At 43.2% G+C, this 16,261-nt stretch carries 18 protein-coding genes and 1 pseudogene; 2 read left to right on the top strand and 17 right to left on the bottom strand.

From position 1 onward, the window contains the following. A pseudogene (locus JCM19038_RS24720) lies at nucleotides 1-716 on the top strand (collagen-like repeat preface domain-containing protein); the annotation flags it as partial. Between the two features lie 97 nt (nucleotides 717-813). Here JCM19038_RS24720 and JCM19038_RS08950 read toward each other — a convergent pair. The 4 genes from JCM19038_RS08950 to JCM19038_RS08935 form a co-directional block, all read right to left on the bottom strand. After that, the gene (locus tag JCM19038_RS08950) at nucleotides 814-1,131 is read right to left on the bottom strand and encodes a CPBP family intramembrane glutamic endopeptidase (RefSeq protein ID WP_193745088.1); all 318 of its coding nucleotides are present in this window, start codon (nucleotides 1,129-1,131) and stop codon (nucleotides 814-816) included. Continuing rightward, nucleotides 1,071-1,466: a hypothetical protein gene (locus tag JCM19038_RS22750; RefSeq protein ID WP_042416890.1), complete on the bottom strand. Its 396-nt coding sequence runs from the start codon at nucleotides 1,464-1,466 to the stop codon at nucleotides 1,071-1,073. The genes JCM19038_RS08950 and JCM19038_RS22750 overlap by 61 nt, the downstream gene beginning before the upstream one ends. Nucleotides 1,467-1,469: 3 nt before the next feature. Beyond that, complete coding sequence (locus tag JCM19038_RS08940; protein ID WP_042416887.1) at nucleotides 1,470-2,078, bottom strand: TetR/AcrR family transcriptional regulator; 609 nt, start codon at nucleotides 2,076-2,078, stop codon at nucleotides 1,470-1,472. 121 nt (nucleotides 2,079-2,199) lie between these two features. Beyond that, nucleotides 2,200-3,234 carry a S66 peptidase family protein gene (locus JCM19038_RS08935; protein ID WP_042416883.1) on the bottom strand — a complete coding sequence of 345 codons (1,035 nt, stop codon included), beginning with the start codon at nucleotides 3,232-3,234 and terminating at the stop codon, nucleotides 2,200-2,202. Between the two features lie 208 nt (nucleotides 3,235-3,442). Here JCM19038_RS08935 and JCM19038_RS08930 point away from each other — a divergent pair, with 208 nt between their 5' ends. Next, nucleotides 3,443-5,299, top strand: coding sequence for a M14 family zinc carboxypeptidase (locus JCM19038_RS08930; protein ID WP_052361319.1), 1,857 nt, complete (start codon nucleotides 3,443-3,445; stop codon nucleotides 5,297-5,299). Nucleotides 5,300-5,333: 34 nt separating this feature from the next. On the opposite strand, the gene JCM19038_RS24390 is transcribed toward JCM19038_RS08930, so the two are convergent. The 13 genes from JCM19038_RS24390 to JCM19038_RS08880 all read right to left on the bottom strand — a co-directional run bounded on the left by JCM19038_RS24390 (nucleotide 5,334) and on the right by JCM19038_RS08880 (nucleotide 16,261). After that, nucleotides 5,334-6,803, bottom strand: a complete 1,470-nt coding sequence (locus tag JCM19038_RS24390; RefSeq protein WP_193745087.1) for an acyl-CoA dehydrogenase family protein — start codon at nucleotides 6,801-6,803, stop codon at nucleotides 5,334-5,336. A gap of 40 nt (nucleotides 6,804-6,843) precedes the next feature. Beyond that, nucleotides 6,844-7,104, bottom strand: a complete 261-nt coding sequence (locus tag JCM19038_RS24385) for a hypothetical protein (protein ID WP_052361316.1) — start codon at nucleotides 7,102-7,104, stop codon at nucleotides 6,844-6,846. An 18-nt stretch (nucleotides 7,105-7,122) separates the two neighbouring features. Then, nucleotides 7,123-9,234, bottom strand: a complete 2,112-nt coding sequence (locus JCM19038_RS08920; RefSeq protein WP_042416880.1) for an acetate--CoA ligase family protein — start codon at nucleotides 9,232-9,234, stop codon at nucleotides 7,123-7,125. Nucleotides 9,235-9,245: 11 nt separating this feature from the next. Continuing rightward, nucleotides 9,246-10,214, bottom strand: a complete 969-nt coding sequence (locus tag JCM19038_RS24380) for a TRAP transporter large permease subunit (protein ID WP_081831709.1) — start codon at nucleotides 10,212-10,214, stop codon at nucleotides 9,246-9,248. Continuing rightward, nucleotides 10,106-11,155, bottom strand: a complete 1,050-nt coding sequence (locus tag JCM19038_RS24375) for a TRAP transporter large permease subunit (RefSeq protein WP_052361313.1) — start codon at nucleotides 11,153-11,155, stop codon at nucleotides 10,106-10,108. The genes JCM19038_RS24380 and JCM19038_RS24375 overlap by 109 nt, the downstream gene beginning before the upstream one ends. A 27-nt stretch (nucleotides 11,156-11,182) precedes the next feature. Then, on the bottom strand, nucleotides 11,183-12,340 hold the full coding sequence (locus JCM19038_RS08910) for a TAXI family TRAP transporter solute-binding subunit (RefSeq protein ID WP_042416877.1): 1,158 nt from the start codon (nucleotides 12,338-12,340) through the stop codon (nucleotides 11,183-11,185). Nucleotides 12,341-12,526: 186 nt separating this feature from the next. Further along, complete coding sequence (locus tag JCM19038_RS22745; protein WP_193745086.1) at nucleotides 12,527-12,673, bottom strand: hypothetical protein; 147 nt, start codon at nucleotides 12,671-12,673, stop codon at nucleotides 12,527-12,529. Further along, entirely contained in the window at nucleotides 12,670-12,903 is a 234-nt protein-coding gene (locus tag JCM19038_RS20650) for a hypothetical protein (protein WP_052361309.1), read from the bottom strand. The genes JCM19038_RS22745 and JCM19038_RS20650 overlap by 4 nt, the downstream gene beginning before the upstream one ends. Nucleotides 12,904-12,933: 30 nt before the next feature. Further along, on the bottom strand, nucleotides 12,934-13,662 hold the full coding sequence (locus tag JCM19038_RS08900) for a cytochrome c biogenesis CcdA family protein (RefSeq protein WP_042416874.1): 729 nt from the start codon (nucleotides 13,660-13,662) through the stop codon (nucleotides 12,934-12,936). 121 nt (nucleotides 13,663-13,783) lie between these two features. After that, nucleotides 13,784-14,119, bottom strand: a complete 336-nt coding sequence (locus tag JCM19038_RS08895; RefSeq protein WP_042416871.1) for a hypothetical protein — start codon at nucleotides 14,117-14,119, stop codon at nucleotides 13,784-13,786. Between the two features lie 126 nt (nucleotides 14,120-14,245). Further along, nucleotides 14,246-14,932, bottom strand: coding sequence for an L-2-amino-thiazoline-4-carboxylic acid hydrolase (locus JCM19038_RS08890; protein ID WP_238554345.1), 687 nt, complete (start codon nucleotides 14,930-14,932; stop codon nucleotides 14,246-14,248). A 74-nt stretch (nucleotides 14,933-15,006) separates the two neighbouring features. Continuing rightward, nucleotides 15,007-15,654, bottom strand: coding sequence for a hypothetical protein (locus tag JCM19038_RS08885; protein ID WP_042416869.1), 648 nt, complete (start codon nucleotides 15,652-15,654; stop codon nucleotides 15,007-15,009). A gap of 55 nt (nucleotides 15,655-15,709) precedes the next feature. Then, nucleotides 15,710-16,261 (bottom strand): DUF998 domain-containing protein, encoded by a 552-nt coding sequence (locus JCM19038_RS08880; RefSeq protein ID WP_042416866.1) that lies wholly within the window; start codon nucleotides 16,259-16,261, stop codon nucleotides 15,710-15,712.

Genomic DNA, 16,261 nt, shown 5'->3' with positions numbered 1-16,261 from the left:
CCGGCGCTACTGGAGCCGCTGGGGCTACCGGCGCTACCGGTGAGGCTGGGGCTATTGGCGCTACTGGCGCGACAGGACCGCCAGGGACCGGGGCTACTGGGCCAGCTGGAGCAACAGGTGAGGCTGGGGCGACAGGACCGGAGGGACCAGAAGGGCCAGAAGGACCTCAAGGAATTGAAGGACCGGAGGGACCTCAAGGCTTGGACGGACCGGAAGGACCAGAGGGGCCTCAAGGAATTGAAGGTCCGGAAGGACCTCAAGGGCCGACTGGACCTGGTGGTGGTGGTTCAACAGTTGAATCAGCTTTCGGTGCTTCAGTCGTTGGGCAAATCATAACGCTTGAAGGTGAGCCTGGGGCAATTATCTCTGTTCCAGACTTCCAATTAACGAGCCCGAATATTATTGCAGATAATGATGGTTTTACCGTTCTTACAGCGGGTCGTTACAGAGTTTCCTATTCTCTTTTATTGCTCACATCAAGAGTTATTTCGACGAGAGTACTGTTAAATGGTGTTCCTATTGAACCGTCAGCACTAAATCGTAATTTGACTGGTTCGTACACTGATTATAATAATGAAGTTCTAATCGATCTTGCTGCAGGAGATAACTTGCAATTAGCCGCCGTTGGTCCAGATGGTACAACAATTACACTAGAAGCAGGAACAACGGATGCCACCCTACAGGTCATTGGTTTGGATGTACCTGGCCTTCCGTAGACAACTATAAACGAGATAATTGTATCGAGAACCATTCAAGATTTTTCTTGGATGGTTCTCTTGTTTTTGATTCTAACTTTTCGCATCAAAGTACTCATCAAACTGGTGGTATGTAAAGGTTCAAGAATACGGGGACGGTCATGATACCGATGTTTACAAGTGCATGCGAAGCGATGGCAAAGCGTAAGCTTCCAGTTTTTATGTAGATGAGTGCCCATACGACACCTAGTATTGGGAGATAAAGCAACACATGGATATGTTGGTTCGCAATTGAGAACACACCCCACATGAGTGGATGACTAAGAACAAAGAACATGGTTGAATACGCGATACTGATCCACTTCGGAAACCTCGTCATTGCTGCATCCAACAATAACCCTCTCCAATATAGTTCCTCGAAAAAGGGATTAACCATGCGAATAACAGCCATAAAGCAATGATCCATGGATCTGTTAATAAGTGAAGATTCATGAGTAAAACAGTGAACGGAAACAAGCCTACAACCCAGCCTAGACTTACGATTCCTTTCGATGGTCTAGATTTCCCGATCCATGCTTTCACTCGTTTTTTTCCCTTAAAAAGATAGATGCAACCACCAAGTAATGACCAATACACAAGTGCGAGAGGCAACCATGCCCACTCGGCAATAATAGAAGAGAAAACAGTCGCTACAATAAATCCTATAGCAATAATGATAACTGGAGATAATAGAATCCACGTGGTTCTCATATGGCTCGTCGTTGTTGTCATTACTTACTTCCCACCCTTACTCGTGAACAACCGAAGAACCATGGATGCTTTTGGAATTGGACATTCCTTCCACTGAATCTTATTAATAGCCAAGCCTTGAATCATTGCATAATAAGCAACCGCTAGTTGAACCGGATCATCCTGAACGATCTCTCCTCGTTCTTGACCAGCGATCAACATAGGAAGGATGGCTTTAACAGGTGAATGGTTGACGTCGCTTAATAGACTCGTCACTTGTTCAGGTACTGCATCCGATGTGCTCGCTTGAATCATAATTACAAACAGATGCAACTCATTACCATGCTCAATGGAACGTAAGATTTCTTCTGTCATTAGAGTTAATTGATCTAATGGTGTGCCCTCTACCTCCATGGCCTTTGTTAGACTTACCATTGACCTTTCACTTGCTTTCTTCACGAGCTCATAAAATAACTGTTCTTTAGAATTGAAATAATGGTAAACGAGACCGTGACTTAGCTTTGCTTCTTTGGCTACGTCACTAATCTTTGTACCTGCCATTCCTCTTCTTGCAAAAATAATGCTCGCTGCTTCTAGCAATTGATCTCGCCTTGCATCTCTAATCTCACGGTTTTGATGTTCATCCCTTGGCATGTGCACACCTCTATATTTTTGATTGATTAGTCAGTCAATATAAAGATACAGAAATCCACAAGTAATCGCAAGAACTTTTTGAAAATAAAAAAAAGGAAGGAAACCTGCTCTCCTTTCTCTACTACTGTACGCCACCTTCCAAAATGGAGAAGCTCTTGTTCTTCGTGTTGATTTCAGCAAGTGCACCGTATGGCAATAAAAACTTAGGTTCGGTGTGACCAAAGTTCAAATTAAATAATATAGGCAGTGTGTCTAGCCGTTGTTCTTTCATTACACTCGTAATGGCTTCTTTGTACTCTTCATAATACGCTTCATCTTGTGGTTTCCCAAAGATGATCCCGTTTATTCTATGTAGAATGCCTTGCGCGGCATAGTTTCTAAGCCAACTTCTAATCAGCCTTGGTTCTGGCTTTTCCTCAGAAGTTTCAAAGAATAAGATGCGATCATTCCAATACTCCTCATCCGGCCATAAAATTGTTCCTTTCGCATGTTCTAGAGCCTCTATGCTCCCACCAAAGAGGCGGCCACTGACGACCCCATCTCCTTGTAGAACTTCAATTCCATCGTTTACTTGAGTCGAACGACGTTGATGCTTCGTCTCTCCCTCTTCCCACGGCAAATACTCACTCGTCCACTCTGTGGCAGGCTTTACTTCTCCAATTACTTCGCTCGAAAACAATGTCCGCTTGATCATCTCAACAGTATATGGGAACATTTCCACGTTCTCTGCAAAGTCCGTTAAAACAGCAGGACCGTAAAACGAAGAAAGACCTGCTTTATGACAAAATAGGTGACTGATCGTGACATCAGAATAACCAAGGATAATCTTTGGGTTGTCCCTGATCACTTCGAAATCAATATATGGCAGTAAACGAATGCTATCATCTCCACCGATGTTGGCAATCACTGCTTTTATGCTTGGATCTTTAAATGCACACATTAGATCGGCTGCACGTGCTTCGGGATGATCATACAAGTAGTCTGCTCGTTTTAAACTGTTCGGCATTGGAACCACTACTAGACCAAACACCGATTCTAAACGCTCCACACCTTGCTTGTAACGCCAGTGTAGATCAGGTTCACCTGCTCCGCCAAAAGACGGACTAATTGTTGCTACCTTATCTCCACGTTGTAGCTTTTTTGGTTTGGTTAGCATCTCAAACACCCTTCCGACTATTTTGACTGCGCGGTTTAAGAACATCGTTATGAAAATATGAAATAAATACCTACATTGACTAGTCTTTACTTCTAGTTTTTCCTCAATAACGCACGAAATCAACATGGAACCCTTACTACGTCAATACGATTAGCGAGAAATCACTTTTCGTGCATCTCTCTGAACAAACTAGAAAGGGTATGGTAAAATGTCTAAATTAAAGAACTATTCAATCTTGATTGGAGGTTTACTTTTAATGACAACACCGGTTCAAGCAACTAGTTCAAGTGACGGTCTCTCACCTGCAGAAACTCCCCCTGCTGCGGGTCAAAAGCCTGATGCAACAATTCCCTTTTCTTATCAGCCTTACTTCGGACAAAGTATGGAGCAACCTGATCATATTAAATCGCTCTACCCCGACCCAGATGTTGCATTCACTACACCTGGTTTTGCACCTGATAAAGAAAACTTTACGACAACTGAAGAAATGATGAGCTTCCTTCATGAACTAGATACAGAAAGTGATCGCCTCCAAATAGAGAACATCGGTTTTTCACAAGAAAACCGAGAGATTCCTTTACTTATTTTCACCGAAGATGGAGGGGCGATTGATGAAACGAAGAATAAACCTACCGTTTGGCTGGAAGCCCAAGTCCACGGTAGTGAGCCCGGCGCCGGTGAAGCTGCCTTAGTTGCCGCTCAAAAACTTGCTCTAGAAGAGATCGGTGACGAATTGTTAGCTAACATCAACGTCATCATTATTCCCCGTGTAAATCCTGATGGTTCGCATTACTTCCAATTTGGAAGTGCGAGGGGTCCTTGGATTAACCGTGATCATATGAAGTTAGACCTTCCTGAAACTAAAGCAATGAACAAAGCGTTGCAACGATTCAAGCCAGAAGTTGTCCTAACCTCACATGAATATGGACACCGAAACTGGGATGCTTTTAAAGAATTTGGCAATGAAGGCGGCGGTCCGTACCACGACATCTTACTCGCTAAAGGCTATAACCTTAATGTACCCGAAGAGATTCGTCAAATGGCTGATGACCTTTTAATCCAAAACGCGTTTGACCAATTAGAAGATGCTGGTTATTCAACCGATACGTACGTATCTTTTCCTGAAGACTATGACCCTGACACAGAAACAATCACTGTCTCGGAGGGTAATGGTTCACCTCGTTTTGAAAAAGAAATAGCCGCTTTACTTCCAAGCTTTACGTTTTTATTAGAAGGACGCGGAGATCGCTTTGGACGTGAAAGTTTCGCAAGACGCGTTCACTCTCATTACTTGACCATTGAAAGCTTTTTGCAAACGACTGCAGAGCATTCTGACGATATATCCTCCATGATACACGATGCACGTGAGCAATTGGTTGAAAACGGAAAGACTGTTGATCCTTCTGACACAATTATCATTCGTAGTGAGGCAACGGAACTAGATCGTCCATTGGAAATATTGGACATCGAAACGGGGGATGTTGTAGAAGTACCAACGACTTATTTAAGTGCAACAGAGGCTTTACCGACATTAGAAAGAGTCCGTCCTAGAGCATACCTTTTGCCACCTTCTCACCAGCATATCGCTGATAAATTACGCATACATGGCGTTGAAGTAAAAGCACTTAATGAACCAGTTGAATTAGCTGTTGAGCGGTATGAGGTAGTCGAGCAAACGATCGGAGAACAAGTACAAGAAGGTCACATTACGAATCACGTTGAAACTGAAATAGAAACGGCCACGCGAATCTTTCCGGCTGGTAGCCTCGTCTTTGAAATGGATCAAACCGCAGCAACTGTCATAGCGTTAGCGTTGGAACCTGAATCTGAAGACAGCTACGTTACGTATAATTTCATCCCAGTTAATCAAGGTGATGAAATCCCAGTCTATCGCTATATGGAAAACGATCGTCTAGATGCGAGCCCAATTTCAGATGAAACGAGCACACAACCTGAAGAAGCTTCACCTATTAGCCTCGTTGTTCTCATCGGTTCAATTGGTGTCGCACTCGCAAGTATTACCGCCTTCCTCTTCAAAAGAACTCGAAAACGTCAACAACTTTGATCCAAAAAAACGAGGAGTACCTCTCCTCGTTTTTTCACATCGTAACAGCTTGCTTTAAGACGTATCGACCATACTCTTCAACATCTTCAAAATGAATCGGCTGCCATAAAAGCATCTGCTTACTCACCGTTGTTGTACTGTGTGCATCTTGAATGGATCGCGGCTCACGAGAGACGTACCTTCGATAATATTGGAAGAACACATACAATTTTCGGTATGATTTGCTTTCCTTTACTTCAACAGCTGCTTCTTCTAGTAACCGAACGAGTACAGTCGTGTGGTACAACAACTCAAGAAAATGGCGAGCAAATGCATCGACTTCTCTGTCTGTTGATTTCACCACATCTTTCATTACCGATTCGACGTGTGTAATCTGTGCATCCACAGCACTTTGCGCCATTGTGAATAGCTCACTACTCTCAGGAAGGGACGTTACTGTTTGACGAAGTCTCGATAAAAGAACCTCACCCGCTTGTTCTTTACGCATTGCCCTGATTACATCTAAAGCGACGATATTCGTCGTTCCTTCCCAAATCGATCCTAAATGAGCATCACGAACGAGTCGTGGATTGACCCATTCTTCAATATAGCCATTCCCACCTCGAACTTCCATCGCCTCAGCGCTCACGTAGCGAGCCCGCTTACAAATGTACCCTTTAAGAATTGGTGTGAGAATGCGCATCATCTCGTTTGCACCCTTGACATTTTGGTCGTTTTCATCGAATTGATGAGCGGTGTATAAAATCATCGCTTGTGCAGCTTCCACATCAAGTTGCATTTCCACGAGGTTCTCTTGCATCATCGGTAAGTCGATGAGCTTGCCTCCAAACGCTTCTCGTTCTTTGGCGGTTTCGATCGCCTCAAGGAAACTTCTTCTCATGATGCCCGTAGACCGAACCGCATTGGACAATCGCGATGCGTTCACCATCGACATCATCTGTTTGAAGCCGTTTTCGATACTTCCGACGACATAACCGATCGCTCCGTGGAAGTTTACTTCACCACTCGCCATGTCTTTTGTGCCTAATTTATCTTTTAACCTTAAAATTGTGTAGTGATTATGAGTGCCGTCATCCAAATATTTAGGGACGAGGAACATCGCCAGCCCTTTTGATCCTCGTGATGCGCCTTCTGGACGTGCGAGTACGAGTGCGATGTCTCCGGAAACATTTGAACAAAACCACTTGTCTCCATAGATTTCATAGTGACCTCCGTTCAACTTCGCACTTACCGTATTCTCGCCTACGTCTGAACCACCATGCTTTTCAGTCATGAACTGACCTGCAGTGAACAGGTCATCCATCGACGTACTCGTAAGTTTAGGAACATACTTTTCTTTCATTTCTTTACTTGCATAGTTGGTAAGCACCGTCGCCGCCGCATCGGTCATACTCATCGGACAACACAGGCCAAACTCTCCTTGGGCAAACAGCGACCAGAGCGCATATTTCTCGATTTTCTTGAATGGTTGATTCCACCCCATCACGCCTGCTCGATGGGTCATCGCTGACATCCCAAATTGGCTATAGCCGATACGTTCCAGTTCACGGTACGCGATGATAACTTACTTCATTCACATGCTCTCCTCTTCGGTCGTACGTTTGAAGAACAGGTGGATGTTTGTCAGCAATGGATGCTAATGGATCAATTTCTTCACTTGCAACCTGACCTAATTGTTGTAAGAGAGGCTCTAGTTGTTCAAAAGACGATGAATCAACATATTGACGTAATAGAAATGGCAAATTCTGATCTGCTTCATAATAATTAATTCCTGATGTATCAGGTAATTGAGTAGACGGGTTCATCGTACACGTACCTCCTTATTATGAATGGACACGATCGGCCTCTCTCCAAACGATAATCGCATCTAACGCTTGCAAGCCTTGTTCACGAACGAAGACTGGATTAAGATCCATCTCTTGAATACGATCTTGATTTGCAGCTGCAAATTGCGAAAGATTAACAATCGCATCTGTTAACGCATCGACATCATATCCACGATGACCACGTACACCTTTTAGGATTGCGGCCGATTTTAATTCGTCAATCATCTGATAAGCACTACGTTTAGAAACCGGTGCATGACGCATCGAATAGTCTTTGAACACTTCAATGTAAATACCACCAAGACCACAGACGATAAATGGTCCAAAATCAACATCGTGTTGAATTCCAATGAACATTTCCACTGACTTCTCTTGCATCATTTCTTCTACGAGAATGCCATCAACTGTAGCTGTTGGACGGTGCTTCGAAACACTTTGGACGATATGCTCATAACTTTCACGTAGTTGCGCACTGTTCTCAATTCCGAGTTCTACGCCACCAACATCCGATTTGTGCAAAATATCATCAGAAATAACTTTCGCGACGACTGGATAGGCCAGTTCATTCGATACGTTGGTTAATTGTTCTTGCCCAGTGACTAAAATGCCTTTAGGCACTTCAATGCCGAGATCTTTAACTGTTTGTTTGGCGATGACTTCTGTCCAAATCGCTTCGCTAGCATTGACTTTAAATGAAGGTTGAACGTCAATGTCTTCAAGTGTCGTCGTCGTAAACGTGGAGAGTTTTTCTACGGCATACATTGTTTTGTACGACGTAACGTATACAGGGACATTAGCATCTTCTAGCGCCTTCCGCCCTGCTCCTGTAAGCTCTTCAGAACCGGTTACAGTTACGACGATTGGCTTTTCTGTTTGCTGATCAATCTCTACAATTCGCTCGCACACTTTTTTACCGAGTTCGCCACCAAATGTCGTCTGTACGACGATGGCATCCACTTCGCTTGCGTTCGCTAACACATCCAGAGTATCCGCGATAATGTGTTGCTCTTTTAACGCTTGGGCGGTCACATCAATCGGATTAACTGCAGATCCGTAACTTGGAATGATGGATGAGATTTGCTTTAACGTACTTTCCTCTAATCGGACAAGATCCAGCCCAAGTTGCTCACTGTAATCTGCCATCGTAATGCCTGCTGCTCCAGAGTTTGAAATGGTCGCCACTCGCTTGCCGTGCATTTGTTTTGCTCGAGAAAAGATTTTCATTAGATCTACTAAGTCATCCACATCGTTTGCAATGACAACACCATATTGCTTTGCAATGGTTTGGAACATTTCATCGGACCCTGTCATGGAAGCAGTATGTGACATTGCAGCTTCTTGCCCAATTTCTGAGCGACCAGCTTTCATAATAAGCAAAGGCTTCTGTTTTTCTTTTGCTTTCTTAGCAAGTGTAATGAACGCTTCTCCATTTGGAATGCTTTCCAAGTAGCCAGCAACGACGTTTGTATCACTGTCATCGAGTAAATAGTCCATAATATCGATCGTATTAATGTCCATTTGATTGCCTGTATTAATGATGTAGGAGAACCCGATGCCTTGCTCTTGGGCGATGCCAAACAGCGAGAATCCAAGCGCCCCGCTTTGTGACGCAAATCCGACGTTGCCTGATATAAAGCCCTTTTCTGTTTCAAATGAAGTCGCAAAACCGAGTGGCAAGGAGTCTTTTACATTCAATAGCCCTAAGCAATTGGGTCCGAGTAGTGAAAGATTGGCTTGTTTCGCCTTCTGCTCGACCTTCTCTTGTAGTGCCTTTCCCTCTTCACCAACTTCAGCAAAACCCGATCCGAATAAAATCAATGAACGGATTCCCTTTTGTTCACATTCATCTAGAATGGATAAAATTCGCAATGCAGAGACTGCGAGCAATGCAACATCGACCTCACCTGGAATCTCTAGCACGGAATCATAACACGTAAGCCCTCCAATTGAATCGTATTTTGGATTAACAGGATAAATGTCACCAGAATAGTGATGTTCAAGTAAGTTTTTTAGTGGTTTCCCACTAATCGATGAGAAATCTTTCGATACACCGACGATCGCTACTGATTTCGGATGCAGTAAACGTTCTATTGCTTCTGTTCTAGTCATTCAATCGCCTCCTATGAATTTGATACATCAACCGTTCCAGATTGATTAAATCGTTGCTTTTTAATGACTTTATAAATAATTAATAGAATAATCATCAGTGCAATTGTCGTTAGATTTACAAGAATACTTGGCATGAGCATGAGTAACCCACCTGATAGAAGAGCAACTCTCATAAAGCCGTTTACACGTCCAACGCCGACTAAGTAACCGCTAAGAGAAGCACTGATTAACACAACACCTACAACTGCAGCAAGAATACTTACGATTGATTCAGTAAACGTCCCTTGCCAAATAAGTGCAGGCTGATAAACAATGAAAAACGGAATAAAAAAGGTGACGATTCCAAGTTTTGTCGAGACAATACTTGTCCTCAGCGGGTTGGAATTAGCAATGCTCGACGCTGCGAACGACGCGAGAGCAACAGGCGGTGTAATGTACGATGCAGTTGCCCAGTAGAGAACGAATAAATGTGCCGCAATGACGTTCACACCGACTTGCGCAAGTGCTGGTGCTAATACGATTGCTAGGAAGATGTAACTCGCAGACACGGTCATCCCCATCCCTAGAATAAAGCTCGTCACAGCTCCTGCAATTAGGAGTAACAATAAATTGTCCCCAGCCATTTGCACGAGTTCTCGAGAGAATGAGAACGACACACCCGTTGCCGAAAACGCACCGACAATCAGACCTATCCCTGCAATTAACGAGACAATTTCACCGAGTACTTTCCCGATATCAAAGATCATCGTTTTAAGCGATTGCCATGTTAACTTTACTTGCGCTGAAAAGAATGAGAGGACAAGCACTAAAGCGCTTGCATAAAATGGTGCTTGCGCCTCAGAACGAATGAAAATTAAGACAAGGATTAACGCTAAAATGCTAAGTAAATACATCCAACCATTCGCCAATGTCGCGAATAGTTTCGGTAATTTTGACTTGTGAATACCTTTGAGATCTCGCTTTGCTGCGTACGCGTCCACTTGTAAGAAAACAGCAAGGAAAACAAAATGGCCGGAATAATCGCCGCGAGTGCAATTTCTAGGTACGCGACACCGATAAATGACGCCATTATAAACACAGCAGAACCCATAATTGGTGGTGTAATCGTTCCACCCGTTGATGACGTTGCTTCAATGGCGGCCGCATATTCCGGGTCATACCCTGCTTTTTTCATTGCCGGTATCGTTAACTGACCTGTCGTTACCGTATTCGAGATGGCACTTCCACTAAGCATCCCGAAAAACGCACTACCCGCGACTGACACTTTCGCTTCACCGCCTCGTGAGCGACCGAAAATGGATTGTGCCAACTTGAAGAAGAACTCTCCCCCACCTGTATGTGTTAAGATTACTCCAAAAATCATAAAACCAATGACGAGTGAACCAATCGTACTCAGTGGAATCCCTAGTACACTATTTGTACTCATCAGATGGTTATTCGCAAGTGTAATAAAATCAAAACTATGACCTTGTAAGAAATAAATAGGAATCGCATGTGCCACAAGAGGATACAGTGAAATGGTTAAACAGATAAAAAAGAGTATTTTCCCACCTGCGCGACGCAACACTTCTAAAACGAGAATCCATAGGATAATCGCTGCAATCGTCGCTTGGACAGGAGCTACCCAGTCCCACCCTTCAAGAATAATCCGCTCTGCGTTAAACCCTAAGTAGAGCGCGCAGATCACCGTTAAGAAAAACGCAGTAATATCGTAGAATCGAACCTTCGTATCGTTCTTCCGAGCTGGAAGAATTAGAAACGATATCGACATAAAAATCGCGATAATATAGTAAAGATACTCATTTGCAAGCGGGGCAAAACCTAAGAAACGCAGATAAAACACTTGATTGATGGTCAAAAGAATTCCAATGACCGTTGCAATGATGACAACCCAAACCCATTTCCCTGTTAATCGCTTCAACCGACGCACCCCTCTCCTATGCCTTGCTTATTCATCAAGCACTGCTTTCATTTCTAGCCATAGTTGCTCATGCTCTTCGATTGTTAGATTCTCGGCTTCTGCTACTTGCTTGGCTTCTTCCCAAATCTCGTTTAATTGTTCTTCTCGTTCTAATAGATTGTTGTTCGCTTCCTCATACTCTTCGCTCCAAAGACCTGCTTCTTCGAAAAATTGAATCGAACCTTCGTGGAACGGTACACCTGTGTCCGCTGGATTCATGATCACTTCATCAGGATGATATGTCCACATATTTGAAGTTGCATTTTCATAGTTCTCATATTGCTCGATCAGTGCCTTTGTGAACGTATAAATCGCTTCTGTTGAAGCTTCTTCATAAGTAGCAAAGACATAACCATGACCCAACACTTCATTCATGCCATCCATACCCGCACCGTTATCTAGCTCTCTTGGAAAAAACCAATCGGCAACTTCCGCAGATTGTGCCCAACGCTCTTCATCATCACCTGGCATTTGCAACCAGCGGATGCCTCCTAAACTATCCGCTTCAAACATTCCACCCGCTAATGGATTAATGGAAGCTACATCAATTTCTCCCTGTATTAACGCTTCGCCTTGCCCACCGTAAGAATTAATATCAACAATTTCTACATCTTCTCTAGACAATCCACCAAAGCCTAGAATTGCTTCTGTCTTAATATTCACAGAATTATTCCCAGGAATCATCGGTACACGTAACCCTTCTACTTCTTCAATTGATTGAATCGGTGAATTCTCACGTACCGCAAAGCCAAACGGAGAGATTGGTGCCCAAATCGTTCTCATCGGTTGCGGTCCCCAGCCTAAGTCAAAAAACTCTTCCGTCGCTTCAAACGAAAATTTCACTTCGTCACCGATCTTCCCGAGTAATGCATCTCGGTTGTATAGCGGCATCATCCGTCCCACACCACTTGAAGAAGGCAACATACGGATTTGCGTGCCATATTCCTCAGTCATCTCATTGGCAACAGCAGCCGCTTCCGCATACCCCCCAGAGTTAATGTCATACACACTCCAAACCATTGCTTCAGGAATTTGTTCTCCTGCAGCACCTACAGCCAACGTCTCAGGACTTGCCCTCGGATTATCACAACTAGTTAGTAACACCAGACCAACGATCCCCGTCAAAAAAAGGTACGACTTGGACATCTACAACACCCTTCTCCCCGTAATTAAGCTATTTGAAATCGCTTACATGAATTTTATATACAAAACTTTATTTTGTCAATAAAATCTGATAATTATATAAAAAAGTGTAGCCTTTGATCGCTACACGTCCATGGTTTTACCTATCATTTATTTATAAGACCACTTCAAGCAATACATCACTTAAGTTCAATTCGCATACTTTTTCGCTAAGACGATGCAAAGGAGGACTGCGACATTTACGATTACAAGGAGCAACTCAATCGTTCCTTGTAACAGCACAACCGCAATTAACAATCCGAAAAAGGGTTCAACAATTGTATTTGGCCGACTCAAGCGACGCCCCCTAACGCTAGACCTTGATACCAGAAGACAAATCCAATATACATACTAAAAAATAAAACGTAGAAAAGGCTGTACGTTTCTACTTGCAGTTCCATCATTGAGCTTGAGAATATGATAAGCGTGATTACGAGCATAAAAGGAAAGCCGATCAGCAACGCCCAAGAGATGACTTGCCTGTTTCCTAATCGCTTAGCATGGGTAAAGTAAAAAAATTTGCTCATCTGAGCAAATTTTCTCTATACAAAATGAACCTACATCCAACCATCAGTAAAACTCGCTAACCATATGGATAGTGTTTGAAAGTAGCCACTAATTAATAGATCACCGAGCACGATTAACAAAACCCCACTTGCCTTTTGTAGCGTTGGAAGGTAGCGATTTATAGTACTCAATCGATAAAGGGAATTCGAGAATAGCAAAGCCACGAGTAAAAAAGGGATGCCAAGACCTAGAGAATAAAGCAATAACATGCTGACACCAGCAAACATATCACCTGATGATTGACTTGAGGCAAGTGCAAGCACAGAACCTAAAACCACACCAACACACGGTGTCCACCCTGAAGCAAAGACGAGGCCAAAACCAAACGACCCAAGAAAACTCGTAGAGCGTCGCGGCTTCCCAATACGTTTATCCATCAACAATGCTCGAATTGAAATGAGCCCTGACATTTGAAGCCCAAACAGAACAATCAAGATTCCTCCAAGTTGTTCCAACAAACCAGAATACATTCGAAATGCTTGTCCGATAAACGTCGATGTAACACCCATCAATAAAAAAATGACGGTAAAGCCGAGAATGAAACCAAAACTTCTCGAGAGGATGATCCGCTTTTGGGTTTGTAACGATGATCCAGAAATGTTACTTCCTGATAATTGAGCTAAGTATGCTGGTACTAAAGGAAAAATACACGGCGAGAAAAACGAAACCAACCCGGCAACAAATGCTAATCCAGCGAGTCCTAACGTGACACTCTCCATTGACTTCCCTCCATCACTACCTTGTTACTCTTAACTTACATTTAAATGGAAGCTACCTGTTATCCAAACACTAAAAATTTTATGAACATTATCGTCTCTCTTGGGGTACAGATTGCACCCATTAAAATAGCGTGCCTAGACCTTCACCCAGCTTTTTTCTGAAAGTAGATAAACAAACAATCAATGTAAACACAATACCCATGGGAACCATCATAAAAAGATTCATGATTGAAGTAACTACAACTGATTCCATCCATGGTGCATGACCATTAGCACCTCTTACGAATTGAATCGGAACAATCGTAATAATGAACACACTCGTCAAAAAGCCAAGTCCAGCATAAAGCACACGTTCTCGCTGCCACGGTTTCTTCAAGGTCGCATAAAGAATCGCAACGGTCAGTAAGATCCACGGCAGCAACAACAGTCCAATGGACACTGCACTAGCAACGTTCACCTGATCATCTCCTCGACGATAACACATTATTCTCTTAGATTATATTTCTACAAAATATAGCAGATTCATTCATTTCAAAGAAAAAAAGAGCTGAACAAGATCAGCTCTTTGACGGTGTTTTCCGTTTTAACTTAAAATCAAATTGGCATACGCCTCTTTAAGGATGTATTTCGGATGGTCGACTTCAAAATCTGGGTTATATCCCTTTGCGATGGAAGGGTCAATCATTTCACAATACAAAATGCCATACTCGTGCATGTTCTCATCGGCCCATTGCTGACCGAACGGACACTTCGTAAATGTTTGATCAATGTTCTCAGCATGAATCGCTGTCTCAAATTCAAATAAATCGCTACGACCCATATCATAATTGGATAGGTAATGTTCAATCGTATTGTTGTATCCCATGTGTTCAGCGCGAGCCGCAATGTTCTCTCCTCGTTGAAGTCCGAAGCGACGGACACCTTCTCGGATGGCGTCTTTGCCTTCTTCCCCGTAGTGATCAACCACTTGTTTCGCAATTTGAGCAAACCATGTTGCCATCCACGGATAAATGACGTGATCATCCAACTTCTCCGATGTAGGTTGCTCGTTTTCAGATATATATTCAAAAAGACTATGCTTTTCTCCTTCGTCACGCGCACGTTCTGCAATGCTTTTCGCCCGTGCCAAACCGAAAGACTCGGTTCCTGTTAATACTAACGCTTTTGCTTCGTCTCCAAAGGATTCAATCACAGACTTATGTAAATACGTAACCAGGCGAGCTGTGATCCGATACATGGAGTGATGTGCTAACGGTGTATGTTCGTTCATATGATCTCTCCTCGTCAACTATTTGTCATTTAAGTATAACAAAACATATCGACTTAGAGGGAATTGAATTCGTATTAATTTTTTGAACCGATTGAAAACAAATGACTTGCAGAGTAAATCACATCAATAATCACTACGATCAGCCAGACCGATGAGATTGCAAGAGCAGTTTCATTTGCATACGGCGAATCTTCATACTCTCCAGATGAGAACCATTCACTAAAGTTCCCGAGCGCCTCGCCCCATTCAGCTACAGGAACGGGTCCTTGTGTCCAAAAGAATACCTGTACACCGAGGAAGATCAAGACGTGCAAAGCCGTTATCGTTACATCTTTTAGCGCAACGTGCCGGGGGTTTTTCTGTTTCCTCATCGCTTCACGGTCATGCTCTGTTAACAGCTCTTGTCCACGGAAGTTACCAATTCTCATCCTCATCCAACGATCGAGTTTGCGAAAATCACTTATACCAAACGTACACGCATACAATACAAAGACGGTAACAATGATTGTAAACGTGGAAAATTCTCCTGTCTCACGATACACAATCCAGGCAAGTAACGCTTGAAAAGCTGTTATCGCAACAAAAGCGATTAAAAACAAACCGCTAGCTCTTCTTCTTTGAAAAAAGTACCGCAAAAGACCGAACCCAAGTAACGATCCCCAGCTCATTATTTCTGCGAGAATAAACGCTTCCCACTGATAGTTTAGTAGAAAAGAAATCATGATTGAACGCCTTCGCTTCTACGAAGTAGCACCATAAATCCAACTCCCCATACGGCTACAAGCGCATAAAACTTCGTTGAATAAGGCCACCAATCGGGAAAAATACCGTAAGCACCATACCGATAAAAATCATAATCATTATCGTAAAAATTGACCAATTCCAAGCTCTACCGACCTGCACTCGTTTTGCATAGATTCCAATCAAAATTGGCACTAAGAACATCGCTAGAGCAGGAATCGTATGCAACGTAAAGTTTACGTTAGCAGGAATTAATCCTGATATGATCGCACCAACTGCAAACAGTAAGAGCAATACAAATGGCAGGCGCTCCGGTACGAATTGCCGTACTACAAATGCTCCGACGAGATAAGCGACACCCGATAACGTAAACAGCACATTCACGATGACATGATGAGGAGAACAAATCATTAACGAATGAACCATTGGATATGCATTTTCCTTACAGACGGTAACACCAAGGTCACTCATCGGTTGAATCATATAGTAATACGGCACTGGTGAGGCAGCAATTGGGATCGGTTCATACAAGAGCGGAACTAGCGAGATGAACCAAGCACTAATCCCAATCCAATACAGTCGAGTCAC

Source organism: Geomicrobium sp. JCM 19038 (genome assembly GCF_000698125.1).
Taxonomy (GTDB): domain Bacteria; phylum Bacillota; class Bacilli; order Bacillales; family Marinococcaceae; genus Geomicrobium_A.
The sequence above is the reverse complement of the archived record's forward strand: the minus strand, read 5'-3'. Positions and strand labels throughout refer to the sequence as shown.

What these genes read in the sequence shown, in the direction of transcription:
- JCM19038_RS08950 (WP_193745088.1), bottom strand. Translation starts at nt 1,131, where the DNA reads ATGGTTAATCCCTTTTTCGAGGAACTATATTGGAGAGGGTTATTGTTG.
- JCM19038_RS22750 (WP_042416890.1), bottom strand. Translation starts at nt 1,466, where the DNA reads ATGACAACAACGACGAGCCATATGAGAACCACGTGGATTCTATTATCT.
- JCM19038_RS08940 (WP_042416887.1), bottom strand. Translation starts at nt 2,078, where the DNA reads ATGCCAAGGGATGAACATCAAAACCGTGAGATTAGAGATGCAAGGCGA.
- JCM19038_RS08935 (WP_042416883.1), bottom strand. Translation starts at nt 3,234, where the DNA reads ATGCTAACCAAACCAAAAAAGCTACAACGTGGAGATAAGGTAGCAACA.
- JCM19038_RS08930 (WP_052361319.1), top strand. Translation starts at nt 3,443, where the DNA reads ATGTCTAAATTAAAGAACTATTCAATCTTGATTGGAGGTTTACTTTTA.
- JCM19038_RS24390 (WP_193745087.1), bottom strand. Translation starts at nt 6,803, where the DNA reads ATGACCCATCGAGCAGGCGTGATGGGGTGGAATCAACCATTCAAGAAA.
- JCM19038_RS24385 (WP_052361316.1), bottom strand. Translation starts at nt 7,104, where the DNA reads ATGAACCCGTCTACTCAATTACCTGATACATCAGGAATTAATTATTAT.
- JCM19038_RS08920 (WP_042416880.1), bottom strand. Translation starts at nt 9,234, where the DNA reads ATGACTAGAACAGAAGCAATAGAACGTTTACTGCATCCGAAATCAGTA.
- JCM19038_RS08910 (WP_042416877.1), bottom strand. Translation starts at nt 12,340, where the DNA reads ATGTCCAAGTCGTACCTTTTTTTGACGGGGATCGTTGGTCTGGTGTTA.
- JCM19038_RS20650 (WP_052361309.1), bottom strand. Translation starts at nt 12,903, where the DNA reads ATGAGCAAATTTTTTTACTTTACCCATGCTAAGCGATTAGGAAACAGG.
- JCM19038_RS08900 (WP_042416874.1), bottom strand. Translation starts at nt 13,662, where the DNA reads ATGGAGAGTGTCACGTTAGGACTCGCTGGATTAGCATTTGTTGCCGGG.
- JCM19038_RS08890 (WP_238554345.1), bottom strand. Translation starts at nt 14,932, where the DNA reads ATGAACGAACATACACCGTTAGCACATCACTCCATGTATCGGATCACA.
- JCM19038_RS08885 (WP_042416869.1), bottom strand. Translation starts at nt 15,654, where the DNA reads ATGATTTCTTTTCTACTAAACTATCAGTGGGAAGCGTTTATTCTCGCA.